This is a genomic window from Symploca atlantica LB2515 (genome assembly GCF_052546295.1).
Genome location: NZ_JBQWMT010000001.1, coordinates 17287 through 38807, shown reverse-complemented (window position 1 = coordinate 38807; position 21521 = coordinate 17287). Strand labels below are relative to the sequence as shown.

Genomic DNA, 21521 nt, shown 5'->3' with positions numbered 1-21521 from the left:
CTATGCCTACCTTCATCGCCGAGGTTAAGGATCAAAGAGGAAAACCCTCCAAAGAAAGAATTGAGGCAATTTCTCCAGAGCAAGCTCGTGTAATTCTTCAAAGTAGATACGCCGCTATCGGCAAAATAAAAAAAGCTAATTTTGACTTTGACTTCTCTGCAATCGAGCAAGCTCTTAACAAAGTCACAATCAAAGATAAAGCCGTCTTTTCGCGTCAATTTGCCGCAATGGTTAACGCCGGGGTGGCAATTGTTCGATGTCTGGCTGTCTTATCAGAGCAGTGTACTAATGCCAGACTCAAAAAAGCCTTACTTGCCATTAGTAGTGATGTCCAGGAAGGCACCAATCTCTCTGACTCTATGCGTAAACATCCAGAGTGCTTTGATTCTCTGTACATTAGCATGGTGCAGGCTGGCGAGGCTGGTGGTGTCCTTGACGAGGTACTGAACCGCTTAGCTAAGTTACTTGAGGACATGAATCGGCTGAGAAATCAAATTAAATCAGCCATGGCTTATCCCGCCGCAGTTGGTGTCATCGCAATGCTTGTCTTCTTCTGTATGACGGTATTTTTAATACCAATATTTGGGGAAATTTTTGAGAGCCTGGGTGTTGAATTGCCAGCTCTGACCAGATTCATGCTTTTTATCAGCGATATACTCAGAAGCTGGAAAATTATCATCCCGATAGTTGTTGTTATCGTAACTATTTTTGCCCTCAGACAGTACTATAAAACGCCAATTGGTCGAGTACAAATTGATGGTTTTTTCTTGAAAATGCCAGTTTTTGGTGATTTGAACGAAAAATCAGCAGTCGCTCGTTTTTGCCGAATTTTTGGATCTTTAACTCGTTCGGGGGTGCCGATTCTTAGTTGTTTAGATATTGTCCGAGATACCTCCGGTAATCAGGTAATCGCTAATGCAGTGGATGCGGCTAAGTTAGAGATTCAGCAAGGTGGGATGATCAGCCTTGCTCTACAAAAAGAGCGAGTTTTTCCAATTTTGGCAATTCAAATGATCAGCATTGGCGAAGAGACAGGTGAGCTAGACGCCATGATGATGAAAGTTGCTGATTTTTATGAGGATGAAGTAGAGCAAGCAGTTAAATCGCTTACTAGTCTCATCGAACCAATTATGATCGTTATTCTTGCAGGGATGGTAGGTTTAATCCTGGTTTCTATGTATCTACCAATGTTTAAAGTGTTTGATACTCTTGGATAAAAAAAGCAAGTCCCCAATCTTTTAATTAGTAAATTGTTGCAATCTAACTCCAGAAAATGCCCGTTAAGCAATCAGATTATGAAGCTTTACTAGCGGAATACAGCAACCGCGATGCCGTTATCGTACTGCTCAAAAAACACCGGGCATACCTAGAAATGATTCCTAGTATGCGCCGACCTGGTGATAGTTTACTCACAATTCCCTTGCCAATTGTGCGCATCCGCCAAGCCAAACCATTAACTGAAAATAACGGCATTACCATGACAGCCGTGCCAGAAACCTTGCGCCTACCCTGTGATCTTGCCATTTTGACCTGCGATCCGGAATGGAAAATTAAAATGGGGGTCGAGATTTTAGTTTTCATGCATCGCCCCCAAGAGGACTTTTCTCATCTGTTGAGTCGCTGGCGTCAAACACAAGTCTTACTTGACCAAGATTACGAGTGGTTGATGCCTCCTGATGATCAAAACCTTCTTAGCGAAGGTGCTAATCGCCTCTATCCCCTATTTGTCCTGTTTCCAGAAACACACCAACGGATTCGACGTGGCTTGTTAGGTGCCTGTTTGCCCTTTGTCGAGCACACGCCAGACACCATTAACCAAGAGGAGACTTCAGAGACTTTATTACCGGAAATTCCGCCTACCTAAATACAAGCAAAGGGAACTTAACCTCAGATATTTGCGGGAAAGTGAACAACAATGATCGAGGTTTCTTGGTGAGTACGAGCGATCGCTTCCGGCTCTCCTCCTAGCGCTGACATCCCTATTACATAATTAGGGTGAGTGCTTGCGGTCAAAATCAGCAAGTCATCAAGAAGCAGCAGGCGTGAGACTTTTTTGACAAAGTTGCCTCGCACTTGCTGTACAGGAATCTCGGCACTTAAACCTACTGTTTCCGGCTTGAATGGTGTTTTCTTAGAGCGGGTAACAACCACTAATAGTTGGAGAGTGGCTTTGAGTTCTGTTGCCAGATTTTTAGCCAGGGTAAGATTTGGCTTGAATGCCGCTGATGAAATTTCCCAATCTGCCGCTGCCAAAAGTACTCGTCTGGTATTTTTAATTGGTTGAGTGAACCGTGTAATTAAAACAGGTACGTGGGAACGCCGCACCACATTGTCAATCACACTGCCAAAAAAGTTCTCGCGAGTTGTCGAGTATCCTTTCCAGCCACAAACAATCAGTGTCGCATTCCGTTCTGCTGCAGTACGGGTAATCCCCCGATCAATAGTGTCATCAACTCTACCAATTGGCTCAACATCGCAAGTTGCAGCATGGGCGATCGTCTCCGCAGCTGCCAATAACTGATTCTGTAAAATTTTTGCCTCTGGCGAAACGGGGCTAGTTTTATCCGATAGAACATGAAGAGGCAATAATGTACCTTTAGCCGTTTTTGCCAGAATCAAGGCTAGCGTTAGCAAGTTATCTTCGGTATTAGGGTTAGCCACTGGCACTAAAACCCGCTTTGCTAATGGCTGAGTGCTAATCTGGTCATTGCCTGCACTTGCCGTCTGCGGCTTAACCTGCTTACCCCAGCGCTCTGTAATCCAGGGAGAGGCAATGCAGGTCACCAAAATCATGGCAATAATACCATTGACGGTTAACTGATCCACTAGTTTAATTTCGTAGGCAACTGTGATTGCTGCCAACGTAGAAGCTGCCTGAGCTACGGAAAGACCAAACATCATCATGATGCTGGGAAACTTAAAACCAAACAACTTACCGGGACCCCAGGCTGCCAGAAACTTACTGAGAACTTCCGCCGCAATCATCACAAATGCTACCCAGAGGGATTTTGGTTCTTTGATCAAGATCAGCGGATCGATCAACATGCCGACCGAAATCAGAAAAAATGGCACAAATAGTGTGTTGCCAATAAACTGAATCCGATTCATTAGAGGACTCATTTGGGGGATAATTTGGGTAATGGCAATCCCCGCTAAAAAGGCACCAATAATTGGCTCAATTTCAATTAAACCAGCCACATAAGATACGACAAACAAAGTTGCCAGGACAAACATAAACTCCGCACCTTCATCATGTCCAAATCGCCGGAAAAACCAGCGACCTAGCTTGGGAACTCCCCATAAAGTGGCTAAGGTATAGATTGTCAGAGCCGGAATCAGGAATAACCAAAAGCCAAGGGTAAGGTTTCCCCCATAAGCCTTGACTACAACTGCTAGCACTAAAAGACCTAGCACGTTAGTAATCAGAGTGCCTCCCAGAGTGACCGTTACAGCCTGATTCCTCATAATCCCCAGCTTAGTGAGTACTGGCAAGGCTAAAAGTGTATGGGTGGCAAAACAAGAAGCAACCAAAATAGAAGCCAGAAGACTGTATCCCAGTAGCAACATGGCTCCTGTACCCAGCAACATCGGGAAAGCAAATGTTGCTAAGCCAAAAATTGTTGCCTTATCAGCGCTGTGTTTTAGATCGTCGAGGCTGGTTTCCAACCCCGCCATAAACATCAAAAACAGTAATCCCACAGTACCCAGCAGCACGATAGTACTGTCTCGTTCCAAAAGACCAAGGACATTCGGTCCGACGACCACACCGGCGAGAATTAAACCAACAATTCCGGGAAGTCGCAGTCGCTCAAACAGTAGGGGTGCGACTAACATAATCGCCAAAATAGTCAGGAAGACTGCGACAGGATCTCTAATGGGGTTAGAGAATAAGGAGGCGGCAGTGAACCAAGATGCTGGTACTAGCTTGAAAAAAGCCGGGTAGATAGCAGTCAAGATTATTCCCACAGAGTTTCTCCTAGCAGGACTTTGCTAAAAAATGCGAAGTATTTTGACCTAGAACCTATCTGCAAACTCAGATACTTATCAAATATGGCAAGAGATTAGTCAAAACAGCAATAAAGCAGCCTGAAATTACTGCTCGGCAGTAATTTCAGGCTTGTCAAACAAAACAAAAAATTCGATAACTACCGACCCTAACGAAGCAGTAGAAAACAGCTTTCTTGCTTTAGATAATCATCTTTTGCCCTTGAGATCTAACCAAAGCTACTTGACAAAGTGCGGCATAACTTCGGCAGCAGTAAATAAACCATAAATGCCCCGTTGGTGCAAAGAAACTCCAGCTTTGAGATAGCCAAAAGCTGGTCCACAGACGTTAGCCGCCATACTGGTTTCATCTCCCAGGGTAAAGGTGTGAGTAGAAATCTTCCCTTCAAAAGTACGACCTGTCACTTGGACGTTTGTACTCAAGGGTTTTTTGGGGTTACGGGTATCAACCACACCGCCAACAGTGACGCGATCGCGTGAACAAATTCCAGCCAATTCCAACATCACATCATCAGCATGTTCCATATTCTCCAAGCTGAGGATACCGTTGGTTTGATCTAGTAAATCTTCTATTTCTGCATCACTCATGGCGCGAGCGCGTTCCACATCGTAGCCGGGGAGATGGGCAATATCCTCCCGTATCGTTGCTCGATAGGCTTCCCAGTTGGCGATGCCCACACCAAAGGTAATTTTCACGCTGTGAATTTCTGCATAACTCTGTGCAGCTAGGGCGGCTGCGGCTGTCAATAAACCCGGTGTGGCACCACAGCCAGTCATGTAGGTAATGCCAGCAGCCGATAGTTGATCTTTGAGGGTCAATAACTGCTCCACCGCACTAGTACGCTTGAGGGCATCTACTAAAACTCCCTGCCATCCAGCTTGAATAAATTGCTTGACTACAGATGCCATAAATGTGTTTGGCAAATTTGGCAGTGCCAGAAAATATCCATCTACAGCAGCTTGTCCAATTAAGTCTTGGATGCTTTGGTTACTGAGAGTACCTGTCGGTTCTAAATAACCTAAGGAACCTTGAGAACGGTAAGTAGAAATGCAGCTATCAGGATTTAACCCTGTGGCTTCGTAGGCATAGCCTTTCTGATCAGCTGCCGCTACCAAAATCATCTCGTGTTTGGGAGTTAAAACCCTGGCTGCGGCTTGCCCCAACCCCCCAAAGCCTAAAACTCCTACCCTGACGGCTTCCCCGACTAGAGAATCAGCGGTTGCGGAGTAATGCGGACTTGTGACTTGCTTTCCACCCATAGCACTTAACCTGAAACTAATATCAAACGAACTTTCATTATCTGAGGTCGTTGTCCTTAGATCAGCCCATAGACACAAGTGAGTTGCAATTTTAGTACGTATATTTTTGTAAAGAGACTATTTTTTGCCGATTACTTAGCTTGACGGCTGCGAAAAGTTACGAGAAACTTACAAAATACTAGAGTATAATGCTACTCAAGTATGAAATTATGTTAAGCTTTGCTTCACACTGATAAAATTTTTAGCAACCGGCTAATTGACCACTTTGTGAATCTTTTGTCAATAGCTAAGCAAAAATATCATCAGCTTTTAGCTGAAGCGGTTTAATAGCTCAAGGTTGAAGATTAACCCAGCGGTTAAGCGCAAGCATGGAAACTTTAGAATTCGTCATTTATCCAGACGGTAGAGTACAAGAAAAAGTCACTGGTATTATCGGCTCATCTTGTGCAGAAGTAACAGCAGCTATTGAAGCTCAGTTGGGACGAGTAGTCTCTCAGGAAACGACATCAGAATATTTCACTCAGAAGGTTGAACAATCGTCAGCCGCCACCAATCAAGCTACCTTCAGTAACTGGTAAATTTTTCCCTGCAATTTTTTACAGAACCCAAGCAAAATGTCACACTTTAGCAACATCAAGACTCAAATCCGTAATATTTTATCCTTGCAAGCCGCTTTAACAGATTTAGGTATTGATTGGAAATCTGGCCCAGCCAACGTGCGAGGCTATCGCGGTCAAAGCTGCGCCGCTGAAGTAGTCATCGAACAGGACAATGACTATGACATTGGCTTTAGCTGGAACGGAGAAGAATACGAGCTCGTTGCTGACTTACAGTATTGGCAACAGCCATGGACTGTAAATGGTTTTCTCAACCGGGTAACACAGCGTTATGCCTACAATACCGTAATGAACGAAACGGCGAAGCAGGGCTTTCAAGTTGCTCAACAACAAGAAAATAAAGATGGTTCAATCCGTTTAGTCGTCCAACGCTGGAGTGCCTAATGTCTGATTTATCACCAACTCCCGAGCGTTCTGGTTTCGAGCCGGAATTAGGAGGCTGTTTCCGAGACGCACCAGAGCGTTCTGGCTTCGAGCCGGAATTGGGAGGTGAGTTACGACAAAAGGGCGTTTATGTTGATGAAAATACCTGCATCGGCTGCAAACACTGCGCTCACGTTGCTCGCAATACATTTTACATCGAGCCGGATTATGGAAGATCGCGAGTATTTCGTCAAGATGGCGACTCAGAAGAAGTAACTCAAGAAGCAATTGACACTTGTCCAGTCGATTGCATTCACTGGGTTAATTATACGGAACTCAAAAACCTGGAACAGGAGCGGCAAAACCAGGTAATTACTACTATTGGCTATCCTGTTGGAGCTGGCGTAGTTACTTCCAAAAGCAGACTTCAGAAGCTCAAGAAACAGAGTAAGAAAAGCAGTTAAATAAGCTTTTTTTAGCCTCTCAAATTAAAGCAGAATCCTCGATTCCTAGAGTAGTCGAAGATTCTGCTTTGAGCAAATTCCGTCGCTAACTACCGCTTGACCCTATCGGGTACAAGCGTAGGATGCGCGACGGTCAGGATTTATCAGCTTTACCGTGATTCTTAATGTAAGTAATTAGTACATCAATACTGGCACTAGCTCCTACAGAAATAATCGTCGAGCCATCGTTCCAAAATTCACCACCCCAAAGATATTCTTCCAAATAGTCACCGTACTCCTTCCGCATTCGGCGAGAGGATACGGATTTCACATTTTTGATCAAGTTAACCAAGTTTAATCCTGGATAAGCATCAAACAAGATGTGAATGTGGTCGCCTTCCCCACCCAGTTCAATAGGTTCGCACTCCCATTTCACCAGCAATGTAATGAGGATTTGCTTTAACCTATCCTGCATCTCTTGGGTCAAGATATCTTTGGGATACTTCAATGTGAGGATTAAGTGGTAGCACAACCTGAAAGTCATGTGATTTCTGGATTTTAGCTTTAAATTTTTCTCTTTATTCACTGCTACAATCATTGCATGGGCAATTCAATTGTACGCACAGATCGGTGGCAGTTAGCACCGACACCAGAGCAGGTGAAGCATTTAGAGCGAACAGAGAAGATGTATCGCTCCTACGCTCGTGCTTTGATTGGTGTCGTTTTCACTCACTTTGACCAAATAGTGAGTGCCGACTCTCCTTGTGCGGCAACTGAACGACTCATTCATGCCACCAAAAATAATCCCAATCCTCGATACCAATACTTGGGACGGAATTTTTACAAGTTTCCGTCCTACCTGCGTCGAGCCATTATTCAAGCCGCTATCGGGCAAGTCTCTAGTTTCGTGACTCGTTATTACCGATGGCAGCAAGGACGACGCTCCAAAAGAAATGCACTGCCTCCTATACTCAACGCCGTGACGAATTTGCACGTTGTTTTGTATAGAGGGCAGTGCATTTTGTTTGAAGAAGATTGCGTCCACATCAAGGTCTACAACGGTAGGGAGTGGACATGGGAAAAAATAGGGGTAGTTGGACGCCGAGAACGTCACAAGCTCCCAAACTCTAAGAGTTTGTCACCATCACTAGTAATGAATCACAAAGGAGTGTTCTTGGCAGTTCCCTTCCAGATCACACCTCCTAAGATGGGAAAACCCAAAAAAGTTTGTGGTGTTGACCTCGGATTGAATACAATTGCGGTAGCCTCAATCGTGAGTTCTGACGGCACTGTGACTGCAGGCCGATTCTTCAATAATTGTGCAGCCGACATAGACCGAAGGGATAAGCGATTGCAGGCTATTCGCCACAAAGCCCGTTTAACGATGAGAAAAACGGGCAAGCTGTACAAGGGTTTTTGTCAATCGATTTACCGGAAGGCTCACAATATCAACCGTCAAATCTGTCAGTTAGTTTCTAGGCAACTGGTAGATTGGACAGTACAGCAAGGGGCTGAGGTTATCGTCCTGGAAAACCTTAAGGGTTGGCGACCCAAGGGTGGCAAGAAAGGCTCTACCTTGCGTCAGCGGTTCCATGGTTGGATGAAGAGTCGATTGGCTCAACTCATTACCGAAAAATTTGAAGAACTGGGAGGCAAGGTCGAGTTTGTTTTTGCCCGTGGTACATCTAGTAATGCTTTTGATGGTTCTGGGACTGTAAAACGTTCCAAATCCAACTATTCTCTGGCTACATTCCAGACTGGGAAGCGGTACAATGCTGACCTTAGTGCGAGTTACAACATAGCGGCTAGATATTGGCTGAAAAACATTAAACCCACTCGGAGAAATCGCAGTGGGTCTGTTTCGGGCAAAAGTTCCCGAACGGAACCGAGAATGCCGGGCCTACTCTGTCATTTATGGAGCTAGACGCCACGCTTCTATTCGTAAGAATGAAGCGTGGAGCATTCACAGTTTTCATCTTGATTACTGAGTAATAAAAAGTATTTACAGCCGTTTTTATTAAAGGAATCAGTTCATCTCCTCTACAAAAGTTTGTACCTTGCCCTCCGGGGTAAAAAGTACGCGAATTTTGGGATTTTGCCCTCCCTCTACCGTAGAAACAAAAGGTTCACCGACTAAAGGTAGATCTACGCGGTCTATGTATTCTCCTGCTGCTTTACCTCGGGGGATAATGCGTTGAATTGAACCATCGGCATTCAGCAAGAGACTGTACTCTAGAGTTTGTTTCAAGTCATTGGGAGGTCGCCATCGCTGCTGGAAATAGTTTCTCACTTCTGCGACCTGAGGAATATGGTCAAACAGAGTACTACTAGCAGTAGGACTATTAGTTATGGATGTTGATTGTTTCCACTCAGCTAGGGAAGAGTTAGTAAAAGTTTCACCTGCCGGTGTTTCTGCCGCCGGATCAGGAAAGAAATCTGGCTTGAGAGTGGGTAAATTTATCCTTGGTTGAGGTGTTGTCGGTTCTTGCGGTAGTTTTTGCCTAACAACTTGCCCGGTGACCTCAGAAGAAGAATTGGGCTGGAGACTTGGTAAATCAGGCAGAAGCGGCGGAGTGGTAGGTACTGCGGTTTGACTTTTCCCCGTCTTGACGTTTGGCGATGGAGAAGGAGAAGTTCTCTGACTACTAGTAGTTGGAACACTTCTGGCTTTTGACTTGACCACCTCAGGAGCAGTCGATTCGGGCTGAATGGTTATGCTTGTTGGCGAAGAACCTACGCCGGGATTCGGGCTTAGCGGCACTGGTGCCACACCTGGCGTTGGGGGATTGGGAATGGCCACTGGAGAAGGTGGCGGTAAGTTACTTGAGGAAGCCAGAGGAGTTGGTAAAACTGGTGTGGGCAGTGGAGTAGGTTCTGGTGTCGCTAAAGTAATCGGTGGCGTCTGGGCAATGGGACTGGAATCGGGATCCTGTAGGGGAACACTAGCTTCCTGTTTAGGCTCAGGCTGCTCAAGCAATTTCAGTCCAACGGCAGTTGTTCCCACTGCTAAGAGTAAAACTACGGCGACCCGCGTCCAAGCTGGGGTGACTTTCTGACTACTCAAATGACTTAGATTTGGCAGTGCCACCAACTCAGTGGCATACTCATCCAGAGCCGTTGCTAGGTCAAATAACTGCAATACGCTCAAGTCAACTACTGGCCCAGATTTGTCAGTGGCTAACTGACCGAGAAAGAGGTTATGAGAAAGTAAGCCTTTCGGTTGTAGATAAATTTCCTGGAAAAGAGAGCGAGGTTTGGGAGGGGAAAGTCTAGGTTCTGGCTCTTGTGGGCTATTCGCTGTAGATAAATCTTGCGGGTCGCTTAGTTTTTCCTCTGAAGCTTCTTGTGGTGTAGATACTGTAGGATTTACATCTCTACTCTCCTGGTCAGAGTTATTATTGGTTCCTAAATCGGCAGTTGTAGCTGGTGGTATACCTGCTATGGGCAGTTGCGTCTGAGATTGGTCGAGGAAGTCCTGTATATAGCTGTTTACAGCCTCAGACAAAACTTCTAACTCAGCGCGATCGCCCCGAATAGTTACCTGTTTGTCTTCTGATTGTCGTGGATCATCAAAACGAAGCTCAAAGCGCAGTTTATTAACTACAGATTGGCCCATCCAGCGAGACAAAGGTGAACTTTTTGCCACAATCTGTAGCGTACAAGTGGGGGGAGTGTAGCGTCGCAGAATAGAATTAGACAAGAGCATGATCATTAGTCATTAGCCATTGGTCACTTGATCATTGGTTATTAGTCAATTGGTTTTTGTCATTGGCTTGCCAACAAACAACAAATAACGAACAACAAATAACTAAGATGCTCGATCCAGCAGTGCTAGCCAAAGACGCCGGTGACCGTTAGGACTGCTGTAAAATAGCAGATCGATCAGCAGCTTGAAGGCCAACTGGGTCAGCTCAGCTGACAATACTTTTTCTCCTTGCTCCATACGCTCCTGGTAGGTGTTACTGAAAGTATCCAGGTAATCTCCCAACAAGGCTGCGCGGTGGGGTTCATTGTTGAGTTCTGTCATTTGTTCTAGCAAAGCTACAGCACGACGAATTAATTCCTGGTGCTGTTTAGCAAGGTGGCAAATGATCAGAACTAACGCCCGCGCCTCTTCCACATCTAACTTTTTTCGTCCTCCCGAACTTTTACGCAGGGGATTGGACTGACGCAGACGCCACAGACCCACTCGGTCTGTCACCATTGACTCTAGATTCAAGTCAACTGCTGCCTTGAGCATTGCCTCTGAACCAATACCTGCTAATGCTTCGAGGCTCAGCAACACCAAATCCAGTTGGGCTTTGATGTTGTCAAGCTGCATTGACTCTGGCGCTTGACCTAGAGGCAAATCCTCCCAAGAAGAATCTGGTGTTGGCGTCTTGGCAATAGAGCGCATAACTTTAGAGTAGGGAACCAAATCGATGTTGGTGTTTGCAGTTACCGATCCTGAAACAGGACTACCAGAGTTTACGACAAGTTTCCTCTGCGCTAGTTAAATTCCCCAAGGTTTTGGGCTTTAAATTAAACATTCTTAACTTAAAACTTTATTAATGTTGAGGGAATTTGAAGGTACTATATTAACCTTTAATGGTTAATTTGGTGTCACTTAAGGTAAGCAACAGTAACGCCGGTTCCCCCCTCTACTTGTTCAGCTAGTTCAAAACGTTCGACTAAGGGGTGTTTCTCTAGAAATTGATGAATTCCTTTTCTTAGCCGACCGGTTCCTTTGCCGTGAATAATCCAGAGTCCCCCAGATGCGATCGCTTGAGAAATTGCTTGCTCTAATTCAAACTCAGCGTCTGCAACACGAGCGCCCCTCAAGTCAATCGTATTTTTGGAGGTTCGTACAGGTGGTGTCTTCAGGGAAGAAACAGTTGGGGAAGATATCGGTGTTGATTTTGGTTTGACCGGGATTTCAGCTTTTTGACCATCAAGGGATTCTACATCTGTTAGTGCTACGGTCATTTTCATGAGACCAAACCGTACAGTTAGCTCCCCATTGTCAGTGATTGGACTGATAACCTCAGCCGTTTGATTTAACCGAGGAATACGGAGGCGATCGCCTAATTGTGGCCTAAATCCTGGTTTCTGTTTTGGCGGTGGTGCTACTGGGAGATGGCGCTGGGCAATTTCCTTGAGGGATTCTGTAGCTTTTTGGGCATTTTGAGCACTCGGTGGACCTTGCTGTAACTGACGAATCACTTTGGCAATTTCTGTTTTCGCGTGGGCAATCTCTTCAAGTACCGCTCGCTCTTGAGAAAGTTTTAAGTCTTTCTCCCGCGCCTGTAGTGCCCTTGCCTTCTCAGACACCTCCTGATGTAGGCGTTCGGTTTGTTGCAGCAGCTGAGTTGCTTCTATAGCCTTAGTTTCTTGACGACGCCTTTGGGCTTCTAGACCAGAAATCACCTGATTGACATCCTCGGAGGAGCCACCTACTAGAGTTTGAGCCTGGTCTACTACTTCTGGTTTTAAACCTAAACGTCGAGCGATGGTCAAGGCGTTGGAACGTCCAGGAATTCCCCACAGCAAGCGGTAAGTTGGTTGTAGGGAACTATCGTCAAATTCTACTGAGGCATTCTCAAAGCGCTGATCTTGATATTTCAGGGCCTTGAGTTCACCGTAGTGAGTGGTAGCAATAGTCAGTTGAGCCGTGTTCGCTAGATACTTCAGCAAAGCGATCGCCAAGGCACTGCCTTCTGCCGGGTCGGTTCCTGCCCCTACCTCATCTAGTAGTATCAGAGAAGAATTTGAGGGACGGGATGGTTTAGGAGTGAGGGGGCTAATTTCTGCTGTTGTTATCTCTTCCTGCTGTATTCCTAAGTTGTTCTGTTCTGGGACTGAGCCTATCGCCTCGATAATCCGGCTAATACGGCGAATGTGACCAGAAAAAGTGGATAAACTCTGCTCTAGGGATTGTTCATCACCGATATCTGCCAAAACCTGGTCGAACCAAGGTAATTCCACTGGTTCTCTGGCTGGTAAAAATAGCCCCACCTTTGCCATTAATGCTGCCAAACCGATGGTTTTCAGGGTGACGGTTTTGCCGCCTGTGTTAGGCCCTGTGATTGCCACAACTCCAATCTGCGGCTCAATTTGCACGTCAATCGGTACAACTGTTACTCCATGTTCATGCTGTTGTTGCCATACCAACAGGGGATGTCGCAGTTCTCGCAGAGTAATTTTTTCCTGCTGCTGATTACGGTCAACGAATCTGGGTGGATTTGCTGCCAACCATAGGCTATACCGTGCTCTGGCTGTTGCCAAATCTAGGGTTGTGACCACAGCTAATAACTGCTCTAAATCTGGTATAACGGCTGCGACCTTTTCTGTCAAAGCACGACGTACGGCTTCTTCTTCTGCTTGTTCTTGACGCCGATGTACCCGGAGTTGGTTTCCTGGGCCGACAACGGCATTAGGTTCTATGTATAGGGTGGCACCGGTACTAGAACTATCGTGTACGATGCCCGGAATCGCATCTTTTTGAGGGGCTTTGACCGGAATCACAAAGCGGTCTCCCCGTTGGGTAATTACCTGTTGCTGCAAGGCATTGCTCTGACGCTGCAATATCCCCTGAAGAATCTGATAAATTTTGTCTCGGTAGGACTTAATCTGAGTGCGAATCCCGGCTAGTTTGGGGCTAGCACGGTCAGTAACATCACCCCGATCATCAATGCAACGGTGAATTTCCTGCTCCAGTTCTGGATAAGTCCGAACTTCAGCAACCAGTTCAGCTAAAACTGGTACATTTTCTTGGTCATCGATGAAGCGACGCAAGCGCCGCGTACCGGCTAAGGTCATGGCGATTGCCAAAAGCTCTTCCCCAGACAAAATTCCTTGTCGTTCTACCCGTTCTAGAGACTCCCCAATATCCTGGATACCTTCAAAGGAAAGTCCAGAAATTACCTTGGTCTCTAGTTGATAGACTTCTTTAGTTTGGGCAAGTAAGTACTGGCTCTCAGACTGAGTGGATGGTATTGACAAATGACGAGCGGCGATCACTCCCAACTTTGTGGCGGCAAACGTCGCCAGGTGCTGGCAGAGGCGTGACCATTCTAGTAATTCTAAAGTCTCGGATTGAATCAAAGCTTCGATGCTAACGCTTACCCTATTTTAAGTCGGGTAATCCTGTAGATTTACTAAAAAGTTGCTTCTTGCCATTAAATTAACTATTCTTAGGACTTCCCACTGTCCGCAAGTAGCGATAAATCTTGTACTAATAATTTTTCCCCTACTTGTCCTAAAGCAATCCTTGCTGCAATTTGATAACCTAGCTTAAATAATCAAGGGAAGTGAGAAGCGTGGATATTCAAATTGGGCGAGGCAAGACAGCTCGCAGAGCTTACGGCATAGACGAAATTGCACTAGTACCCGGACAGCGCACGCTCGACCCCAGTTTAGCAGACACTCGCTGGCAGCTTGGAGGTATTGAGCGAGAAATCCCGATCATTGCCAGCGCCATGGATGGTGTAGTGGATGTTCGCATGGCAGTACTCCTCTCGCAGATGGGAGGTTTAGGTGTTCTCAACTTAGAAGGTATTCAAACCCGCTACGCGGATCCAGTGCCAGTACTGGAGCGCATTAGCTCAGTAGGAAAGTCTGAGTTCGTCACCCTGATGCAGGAACTTTACAGTGCGCCAATTCAGCAGGAATTGATTATTAAGCGAGTCGAGGAGATCAAGAGCCAAGGCGGAATTGCTGCTGTTAGTGCCACACCAGCTGGTGCAATGAAATATGGAAAAGTTGTGGCAGCTGCTGGCGCTGATTTATTTTTTGTCCAAGCGACAGTAGTTTCCACTGCTCACCTTTCGCCAGCTTCTATTCTTCCCTTGGATTTAACTCAGTTTTGCCAAGAAATGCCGATTCCGGTGATTCTGGGGAATTGTGTTACTTATGAAGTCACCCTCAACTTGATGAAGGCTGGTGCTGCTGGGGTGTTAGTAGGTATCGGACCTGGCGCTGCCTGTACCTCTCGCGGTGTTTTAGGTGTTGGTGTTCCGCAGGCTAGCGCTGTTGCTGATTGCGCTGCTGCCCGTGACGACTATTATCAAGAAACCGGCATTTATATTCCGGTAATTGCTGACGGTGGTTTAATTACTGGTGGTGACATCTGCAAATGTATTGCCTGTGGAGCAGATGCGGTAATGATTGGCTCTCCTTTTGCCCGAGCCAAAGAAGCACCAGGAAAGGGTTTTCATTGGGGCATGGCAACACCTAGCCCAGTTCTACCACGCGGCACCCGTATTCAGGTGGGTAGCACTGGCACTCTTGAGCAAATCCTTACTGGCCCAGCGCAACTCGATGATGGCACCCACAATCTATTGGGAGCATTAAGAACCAGCATGGGTACATTGGGAGCTAAAAACATCAAAGAGATGCAGCAAGTAGAAGTAGTGATTGCTCCCTCTTTGTTAACAGAAGGGAAAGTTTATCAAAAAGCACAGCAGTTAGGCATGGGTAAATAAATTCCCTGGCAGTGGTTAGACTTTTTTTCCGGAGGCGTTTGGTTGTTTTCTAGCCAATCTGGAAAACTTTTTTTACTGACTAACTGAGGTATCACTGTCAAAACTCAGCCCGTAGCTTACAATAGAGTTAGCGGAGACGCAAGTTTCCGTTCACTCCTCACACCACACTCCGCCCGGACTGCGTTCGGGCGGTTCCTTATTTAACTTTCAATTGTAAGAAGTCTCCCACCTACCCGTAAAGAAGGTGGTGTTAGCGTAGCGGGGCGTTAGCCCGGTGAATGCAGAAGTGCAGCCTACAAAATAAAGACAGCCTTTGCCATGAATCAAAGACCGTGGGACACACGGCTTAAAAGCTCAGTCAATGTCTTCAAAGAACAGTCGCTCAGAAGCCTACACTTACTCGGAGAGAGAAGTGTAGGTAAGTCAGATGATCACTTTTTCTGGGAGCGAGAAATTCTAAGAAAGCAGTCACAGCGAAATTTCTCTGAAGGCATAGCTTTAAAGGTATAGAACAAGGGTTTTGGCTGTGGTAGAATTACCCCTAGAGAAAGAAACAGTGAACGCAAGGATTTCCAGGCATGTCCACAGCCGTACAAGTCACAGATGCCAGCTTCAAGCAAGACGTACTTGAGAGCGAAGTTCCCGTGTTAGTTGATTTTTGGGCTCCTTGGTGTGGACCGTGTCGGATGGTTGCACCTGTTGTGGATGAAATTGCACAGCAGTACGAAGGTCAAATTAAGGTTGTTAAACTCAACACTGACGAGAACCCCAATGTTGCTAGCCAGTATGGCATCCGCAGCATACCAACATTAATGATTTTTAAGGGAGGTCAACGGGTTGACATGGTCGTGGGTGCAGTACCCAAAACCACTTTGGCAAACACCCTGGAAAAATACCTCTAATTGATGACTTTTGGCTAAGTCTAGTCACAGTCTCTTTTATCGGTTAAGCAAAGAGAGGGTATTCGCAGCAGCAAGCTTAGTCTGGGCAAAGCTCTAATGGTTGTTTCTCGATCAACTGGAGATTCTGCCTCTTGAATAACATACGATGGGAATGCTAAGCAGCATTATCAGGAACCCCACCTTAGTTATGGATGACTAAGCAAGCTGAATCGAGGCTTAAGAAAATCTTGACCTCAGCCAAGCCCAGTATAAGTTTCCAGGTCTTTGTTATCTAGCAGAGGTAAATTCTGGAAGGCAATGTTGTGTTAACCTCTTGTGGGTCGAACAGGCTTAAAGGAAGCTTAACTTAACTATAAATAAGTTTCTCGCAAAAGTTGCAAAAATAAAGCGCTATTTAGCACTGATGATGGTGATATGGAGCAAGAAAGTTGTTGCGAGCAATACAACTGCTTATCTGTAAGCCACTCTGAGGAACCCAGGAAAACTGATAGAAAAGTACAAACTACAGCAAGGCAGATGGGATTCTCGATAGAATATAGTGCCATCGGTTAATTATGTCATGACTCTATCTTCCCCTGAGAATGCCCTAAAGTCACTGCAAACTGAGCTAAATGTACTTATTAACCAGCTTCCCCACTTAGAACATGGCAAATGGATTCAAAGAGCACTAGCAGTGTTACTCAGGCTGACAGGGGAGGAAATTGAACGGCTGGACTGGAAAATTTTAACAGCTTCTCTAGAAGATATGGAGCGTGCTTTCCAAGTATTTTATCCCTATCGGCATATTAGGAAAGTCACGATTTTCGGTTCAGCTCGAATTACAAGCGATACTCCTGAATACAGATTGGCTGCTGAGTTTGCTCATCATTTAACCCAGCACGGATTCATGGTGATGACTGGCGCCGGTGGTGGAATAATGGAAGCAGGAAACGTCGGCGCAGGACAAGAAAATTCCTTTGGTCTGAACATTCAGCTCCCTTTTGAGGGTACTAACTCTTTTATTGAAGGCGACCCTAAGCTGATTAACTTCAAGTATTTTTTCACACGCAAGCTGTTTTTTTTGAAGGAAACTGACGCGATTGCTCTATTTCCTGGCGGCTTTGGCACCCAGGATGAAGCTTTTGAATGCTTAACACTTTGTCAAACAGGTAGATCAGGACCAGTACCTTTAGTCTTAATTGATAAAGCGGGCGGCAGCTACTGGCAAGAATGGGATGCCTACATTCATAAGCATCTAATTCAACCTGGTCTAGTAAGCAAGTCAGATGCAAATCTTTACACAATTACCGATAGCTTAGATGTGGCTTACGAGGCTATCAATAGCTTTTACCGGGTTTATCATTCCAGCCGCTACGTTGGTGAGCAATTTGTCATTCGCCTCAAATCTGAGTTGTTGGATGCTGATGTAGAGCAATTGAATAGGGATTTTAGCGACATTTTGGTTAGGGGACGGATTGAAAAAAGTCAGATTTTGCCAGAAGAAACAGCCGATGAAACCTCAGAATTACCTCGCCTAATTTTTCACTTCAATCGCAGAGATTTAGGACGTTTGTATCAGTTGATTGCCGATATTAACCAGATGGGAGCCGCATCTAAAGCAGCTAGCCATCCAGAAATCAAATAGCTTTAAAGTTGGTGAGTAGAAATCGGCTTATGGCTATTCCTGTAGACTCTTAATAGCCGCAAATAAATAATTTTCTTCTTCATCACTATGGTTCGCGTAATTGGTTTAATGAGCGGGACATCGGTAGATGGCATTGATGCTGCCTTAGTAGAAATTACTGGAGGTGAAGTCGATTTAGAAGTTGAGTTACTAGCGGGTCAAACCTTGACCTACCCAGTGGCATTAAGAGAGCAAATTTTGAAAGTCTGTGCAGGGGAAGCTCTCTCAGTAGCAGAGTTAGCGACATTGGATGATCAGATCGCTTCAGAATTCGCCTTAGCTGCCCAGAAAATTCAAATTAACCGCTCTCCAGCTGAACTCATTGGTTCCCACGGTCAAACTGTTTACCACAAACCCAAGAAGTTAAAAGTCGAAGATGTACAGCAAAAAACTGCATCTAAGTTAGGATATTTAACTAGCCTGGCATATAGTCTTCAGTTAGGCCGAGGAGAGGTGATTGCCCAGTTAACTGGTATTAAAACTATTAGTAATTTCCGTTTGGCTGACATTGCTCTTGGAGGAGAAGGCGCGCCGATTGTGCCAAAGGTGGATGCCTATTTGCTCTCTTCTCCTACCCAGCACAGGTGTATCCAAAATGTCGGTGGTATCGGTAATGTTACTTATCTGCCAGCACGTCAAGGCAACTGGTTAGAGAGAGTCTGGGGCTGGGATACAGGTCCGGGTAATGCCCTCTTGGATTTGGCAGTAGAGCATTTTACCGATGGCAGAAAAACCTATGATCAAGATGGTAGTTGGGCTGCTAGCGGAACTAAGTGCGATGCGTTAGTACAAAAGTGGCTCAGCCTTGATTTTTTCCAAGCACCACCGCCAAAGTCTACAGGACGGGAGTTGTTTGGAGTAGCTTATCTTAAGCAGTGTTTAGCAGATAGCTCAACTCATAACCTCACACAAGCTGATACTTTGGCAACGTTGACAGAACTTACTGCCACCTCGATCATGCATAGCTACCGTTGCTTTTTACCTCAGATGCCCGATGAAGTATTCTTGTGTGGTGGCGGTAGCCGTAATCTTTACCTAAAGCAACGTTTGCAAGCTTTACTAGCTCCGGTTCCGGTATTAACGACTGATCAGGCTGGGGTTAACGCTGATTTCAAAGAGGCGATCGCTATTGCTGTTTTAGCTTATTGGCGCAATCTCGGCATTAGCGGCAATTTACCCCAAGTTACTGGAGCTAAAATAGCAACTTTACTAGGAAATATCTTTTCCCCTATCAGCATTCACTGTTAGACTAGCTGCTCGTCAGGGATTTCACCAGCAGAATTATTATTGGTTCCATAAGAAACAATACCCCTGCTACCAATAAGCAACGCATTCCCCTTTAAAGGGATTGGGGAGCTTCAAAGCATTACAGTTATACTTATACATGACTTACCGCCTTTTATTTTGATCTTGATCACTGATACCGATTAGCTTCGGCTAATAGCTAAAGTTGGTAAGGATAATGAAAGGAAAATGTTCGATAACTAGGCAAAGGTTAACATTGTGGCTCACACCTTCTTAATGGAGGCAGGACGCTGGAAACTCAAAGGAAATTGGATCGAGCGCCGATCTATGCCGACAACCGTCATCGGTAATACGATCGTTGACTGGGGTCGGGAAAACTGGTTTACGATAGTCACCAGGCTAGCTTTTCCTAAAAGCGATCGCGAAGATATTTCTTTTCAGTATCGGGGGCATCTTGATCGTGGAGAGCGACAGTACGCCTTTGTTTTACAGCACAGTGTCTTAGGTCGTGTCGAGGGCGAAGGCTGGGTAACTCCCGAATTGATCGTGCAACGCTACTGGGTATTAAATGATCGCCAACGACGCAGCGGTTTCGAGACCCGTCATCAGCTTGATGAAAACACCTACTACCTCTCTGGTAGCATCATGGCGGGTCATTACATGACTAGCGTCATGGAGGCAACATTGGAGCGTCAGATAGAATCACCCTATTCTTCAATATAGACATTAGGGTGAGTTGAACTTGATTAGGCAGCAAATACTGCTGCTGGTTAGCTTTTTTTTCGCTGCAATGCAAGAGAAGGGCAACTGTTAAGTTTCATAAGACTACCAGTCTACTTACTAGGATTTTGGCTTTTTTTCAGATTTTCCAGTTAAGAATTCTCCGAAGTTGCAAAATTGAGCAATAGGTGTAGACCACAAAGGCTCCCAGTTCTTCCTCACTAAGTCATGACTACAGACCCTAACACCGGTCGCTTACTAGCCAATCGCTATCAACTTGTTGAGTTGATAGGTCAAGGCGCTATGGGTAGGGTTTATCAGGCCAAAGATATGCTGTTGGGAGGTGTAATCGTTGCCATTAAGTTCCTCTCCCAGACATTACTCAATGAGAGAATGCGCGACCGCTTTGAGCGAGAAGCCACCATTTCAGCACTACTGGGTGAAAAAAGTCTTCACATTGTTAAAGTTAGGGACTACGGTGTCGATGAGAATGACGTCCCCTTCTACGTCATGGAATACCTGCAAGGTCAGAGCTTAAGCCAGGTGATTCGACAACAACCTCTAAGTCTGGTGAGATTTTTAAAAGTTTCCTGCCAAATCTCTTCCGGGCTACAGCATGCTCACCAAGGCATTGTTTTTCAAGGTAAACTCTCCTCAATTATTCACCGTGATATTAAACCGAGCAACATTCTTCTCATTCAAGACAGTTCTTTAGGTGAGTTGGTCAAAATTCTTGATTTTGGGGTGGCTAAGCTTCTCCAGTCCGATAGCGATCAGACTCACTCGTTTATGGGTACTCTGGCTTACTGTTCTCCAGAACAAATGGAGGGCAAAGAACTAGATAAACGCTCTGACATTTATAGTCTAGGCGTGATGATGTTTGAGATGCTTACTGGTGAGATGCCAATCTTGGGAGAAACGCGTTCTTTTGGCGGTTGGTACAAAGCTCACCATGAACTGCCGCCTAGATCCTTTGAATCAGTCAAGCCAGAACGAAAACTACCCAAGGCACTAAAAAATTTAGTAATAAATTGTCTGGCAAAACAGCCAGAGGATCGTCCGGAAAGTGTCGTAGAAATCCTCAGAACTTTGAGGTCAATAGAGGATAGTCTTAAACCGGGTATGGAATTAGGTCACAAAATTGGCGAAGTACTCAAGAAATCGCCAATTTCATCTGAACCGTTACAATCCCGTGAACCCTCAGCAGATGAAATTTGTCGGCGGACTTCCTGGCCGAAGGATAAGCCTCAAAAATCAATTGTCTTTCCTCACATAATGCGTCGGAGCGAGGAATTTTTAGCTACTCTCTGGGTGATGCTAGCAAAACAGGACATTCAGAACCGTCAAGTTAGCACCCGCTACAATCAATTTTTGTGCGTGATGTCACCCCATCCAATGGTGCTTTGGATTACCGCCCTCCATAACCGTGAACACGGTGCTCGTTGGCTTCCCTGCTACTTAGACCTCAAAACAGTTCTCGGACAGAAAATGGTTAGGCTGTTGGGAGAAGCTGGCTACTACCGTTTATTATTCTTTGCCCTATCGGAGCCAGAGCATTGCAACACTGTGATGACCTCTACAATTGCTTCTGTCCAACGTCAAAGGTTGAGAGAGTGGGCAACCACTAGCAGCGCATTACTCTCTGCTGCTCAACCCCATATGAGTAGAAGGATACTTAAGCAGGAGTACGAAAAGCTCAAGCCGAAGATTCTGATGAAGCTCGAAGCTGTTAATACAGATTATCCCACTGACATTTCAGAATGAAGATTGGGGTGGAAGGTTAGCAAAATAAAAAATTGAAGGCTAAAGCAAATTATCTTCAACCTTCAATCTTAAATTGG

At 45.5% G+C, this 21521-nt stretch carries 18 protein-coding genes; 12 read left to right on the top strand and 6 right to left on the bottom strand.

Annotated features, from left to right (window positions below):
• Positions 1-2 precede the first annotated feature (2 nt).
• Positions 3-1217 (top strand): type II secretion system F family protein, encoded by a 1215-nt coding sequence (locus ACT7WV_RS00185; RefSeq protein WP_445100947.1) that lies wholly within the window; start codon positions 3-5, stop codon positions 1215-1217.
• Positions 1218-1273: 56 nt separating this feature from the next.
• Complete coding sequence (locus ACT7WV_RS00180; protein WP_445100946.1) at positions 1274-1864, top strand: hypothetical protein; 591 nt, start codon at positions 1274-1276, stop codon at positions 1862-1864.
• Between the two features lie 23 nt (positions 1865-1887).
• On the opposite strand, the gene ACT7WV_RS00175 is transcribed toward ACT7WV_RS00180, so the two are convergent.
• Both ACT7WV_RS00175 and bioU read right to left on the bottom strand, forming a co-directional pair.
• The gene (locus tag ACT7WV_RS00175; protein ID WP_463424204.1) at positions 1888-3834 is read right to left on the bottom strand and encodes a cation:proton antiporter domain-containing protein; all 1947 of its coding nucleotides are present in this window, start codon (positions 3832-3834) and stop codon (positions 1888-1890) included.
• A 390-nt stretch (positions 3835-4224) separates the two neighbouring features.
• Positions 4225-5265: a (S)-8-amino-7-oxononanoate synthase BioU gene (bioU, locus tag ACT7WV_RS00170; protein WP_445100944.1), complete on the bottom strand. Its 1041-nt coding sequence runs from the start codon at positions 5263-5265 to the stop codon at positions 4225-4227.
• A 368-nt stretch (positions 5266-5633) separates the two neighbouring features.
• Here bioU and ACT7WV_RS00165 point away from each other — a divergent pair, with 368 nt between their 5' ends.
• Genes ACT7WV_RS00165 through ACT7WV_RS00155 form a run of 3 tightly spaced genes read left to right on the top strand, consistent with a single transcriptional unit; the run spans position 5634 to position 6709 of the window.
• Complete coding sequence (locus ACT7WV_RS00165) at positions 5634-5843, top strand: DUF2997 domain-containing protein (protein ID WP_445100943.1); 210 nt, start codon at positions 5634-5636, stop codon at positions 5841-5843.
• A gap of 36 nt (positions 5844-5879) precedes the next feature.
• Positions 5880-6266, top strand: coding sequence for a DUF1257 domain-containing protein (locus ACT7WV_RS00160; protein ID WP_445100942.1), 387 nt, complete (start codon positions 5880-5882; stop codon positions 6264-6266).
• Positions 6266-6709, top strand: a complete 444-nt coding sequence (locus ACT7WV_RS00155) for a ferredoxin (protein WP_445100941.1) — start codon at positions 6266-6268, stop codon at positions 6707-6709. Before ACT7WV_RS00160 ends, ACT7WV_RS00155 begins: the two co-directional genes overlap by 1 nt.
• Positions 6710-6842: 133 nt before the next feature.
• On the opposite strand, the gene tnpA is transcribed toward ACT7WV_RS00155, so the two are convergent.
• A complete protein-coding gene (gene tnpA / locus ACT7WV_RS00150; RefSeq protein WP_445100940.1) occupies positions 6843-7286 on the bottom strand; it encodes an IS200/IS605 family transposase in 444 nt (147 codons plus the stop codon).
• Between the two features lie 3 nt (positions 7287-7289).
• Between tnpA and ACT7WV_RS00145 the strand changes: the two genes are divergently transcribed.
• Entirely contained in the window at positions 7290-8612 is a 1323-nt protein-coding gene (locus tag ACT7WV_RS00145) for an IS200/IS605 family accessory protein TnpB-related protein (protein WP_445100939.1), read from the top strand.
• 102 nt (positions 8613-8714) lie between these two features.
• Here the strand turns inward: ACT7WV_RS00145 and ACT7WV_RS00140 are convergent, their stop codons facing one another.
• The 3 genes from ACT7WV_RS00140 to ACT7WV_RS00130 all read right to left on the bottom strand — a co-directional run bounded on the left by ACT7WV_RS00140 (position 8715) and on the right by ACT7WV_RS00130 (position 13771).
• Entirely contained in the window at positions 8715-10400 is a 1686-nt protein-coding gene (locus ACT7WV_RS00140) for a DUF4335 domain-containing protein (RefSeq protein WP_445100938.1), read from the bottom strand.
• Positions 10401-10496: 96 nt separating this feature from the next.
• Positions 10497-11084: a DUF3038 domain-containing protein gene (locus tag ACT7WV_RS00135; protein WP_445100937.1), complete on the bottom strand. Its 588-nt coding sequence runs from the start codon at positions 11082-11084 to the stop codon at positions 10497-10499.
• Positions 11085-11290: 206 nt separating this feature from the next.
• A complete protein-coding gene (locus tag ACT7WV_RS00130; protein ID WP_445100936.1) occupies positions 11291-13771 on the bottom strand; it encodes an endonuclease MutS2 in 2481 nt (826 codons plus the stop codon).
• A 215-nt stretch (positions 13772-13986) separates the two neighbouring features.
• On the opposite strand from ACT7WV_RS00130, the gene ACT7WV_RS00125 reads away from it, so the two are divergent.
• The 6 genes from ACT7WV_RS00125 (at position 13987) to ACT7WV_RS00100 (ending at position 21444) form a co-directional block, all read left to right on the top strand.
• Positions 13987-15150: a GuaB3 family IMP dehydrogenase-related protein gene (locus tag ACT7WV_RS00125; protein ID WP_445100935.1), complete on the top strand. Its 1164-nt coding sequence runs from the start codon at positions 13987-13989 to the stop codon at positions 15148-15150.
• Positions 15151-15728: 578 nt separating this feature from the next.
• Entirely contained in the window at positions 15729-16052 is a 324-nt protein-coding gene (gene trxA / locus ACT7WV_RS00120; RefSeq protein WP_445100934.1) for a thioredoxin, read from the top strand.
• Positions 16053-16611: 559 nt separating this feature from the next.
• A complete protein-coding gene (locus tag ACT7WV_RS00115; protein WP_445100933.1) occupies positions 16612-17676 on the top strand; it encodes an LOG family protein in 1065 nt (354 codons plus the stop codon).
• Positions 17677-17763: 87 nt separating this feature from the next.
• Positions 17764-18963 (top strand): anhydro-N-acetylmuramic acid kinase, encoded by a 1200-nt coding sequence (locus ACT7WV_RS00110; RefSeq protein WP_445100932.1) that lies wholly within the window; start codon positions 17764-17766, stop codon positions 18961-18963.
• A gap of 255 nt (positions 18964-19218) precedes the next feature.
• Positions 19219-19683: a hypothetical protein gene (locus ACT7WV_RS00105; protein WP_445100931.1), complete on the top strand. Its 465-nt coding sequence runs from the start codon at positions 19219-19221 to the stop codon at positions 19681-19683.
• Positions 19684-19908: 225 nt separating this feature from the next.
• Complete coding sequence (locus ACT7WV_RS00100) at positions 19909-21444, top strand: serine/threonine protein kinase (RefSeq protein ID WP_445100930.1); 1536 nt, start codon at positions 19909-19911, stop codon at positions 21442-21444.
• Positions 21445-21521: the final 77 nt, after the last annotated feature.

Excerpts from the sequence above, each read along its gene's own strand:
- ACT7WV_RS00185 (WP_445100947.1), top strand. The coding sequence starts at position 3 with ATGCCTACCTTCATCGCCGAGGTTAAGGATCAAAGAGGAAAACCCTCC.
- ACT7WV_RS00180 (WP_445100946.1), top strand. The coding sequence starts at position 1,274 with ATGCCCGTTAAGCAATCAGATTATGAAGCTTTACTAGCGGAATACAGC.
- ACT7WV_RS00175 (WP_463424204.1), bottom strand. The coding sequence starts at position 3,834 with ATGTTAGTCGCACCCCTACTGTTTGAGCGACTGCGACTTCCCGGAATT.
- bioU (WP_445100944.1), bottom strand. The coding sequence starts at position 5,265 with ATGGGTGGAAAGCAAGTCACAAGTCCGCATTACTCCGCAACCGCTGAT.
- ACT7WV_RS00165 (WP_445100943.1), top strand. The coding sequence starts at position 5,634 with ATGGAAACTTTAGAATTCGTCATTTATCCAGACGGTAGAGTACAAGAA.
- ACT7WV_RS00160 (WP_445100942.1), top strand. The coding sequence starts at position 5,880 with ATGTCACACTTTAGCAACATCAAGACTCAAATCCGTAATATTTTATCC.
- ACT7WV_RS00155 (WP_445100941.1), top strand. The coding sequence starts at position 6,266 with ATGTCTGATTTATCACCAACTCCCGAGCGTTCTGGTTTCGAGCCGGAA.
- tnpA (WP_445100940.1), bottom strand. The coding sequence starts at position 7,286 with ATGATTGTAGCAGTGAATAAAGAGAAAAATTTAAAGCTAAAATCCAGA.
- ACT7WV_RS00145 (WP_445100939.1), top strand. The coding sequence starts at position 7,290 with ATGGGCAATTCAATTGTACGCACAGATCGGTGGCAGTTAGCACCGACA.
- ACT7WV_RS00140 (WP_445100938.1), bottom strand. The coding sequence starts at position 10,400 with ATGATCATGCTCTTGTCTAATTCTATTCTGCGACGCTACACTCCCCCC.
- ACT7WV_RS00135 (WP_445100937.1), bottom strand. The coding sequence starts at position 11,084 with ATGCGCTCTATTGCCAAGACGCCAACACCAGATTCTTCTTGGGAGGAT.
- trxA (WP_445100934.1), top strand. The coding sequence starts at position 15,729 with ATGTCCACAGCCGTACAAGTCACAGATGCCAGCTTCAAGCAAGACGTA.
- ACT7WV_RS00115 (WP_445100933.1), top strand. The coding sequence starts at position 16,612 with ATGACTCTATCTTCCCCTGAGAATGCCCTAAAGTCACTGCAAACTGAG.
- ACT7WV_RS00110 (WP_445100932.1), top strand. The coding sequence starts at position 17,764 with ATGGTTCGCGTAATTGGTTTAATGAGCGGGACATCGGTAGATGGCATT.
- ACT7WV_RS00100 (WP_445100930.1), top strand. The coding sequence starts at position 19,909 with ATGACTACAGACCCTAACACCGGTCGCTTACTAGCCAATCGCTATCAA.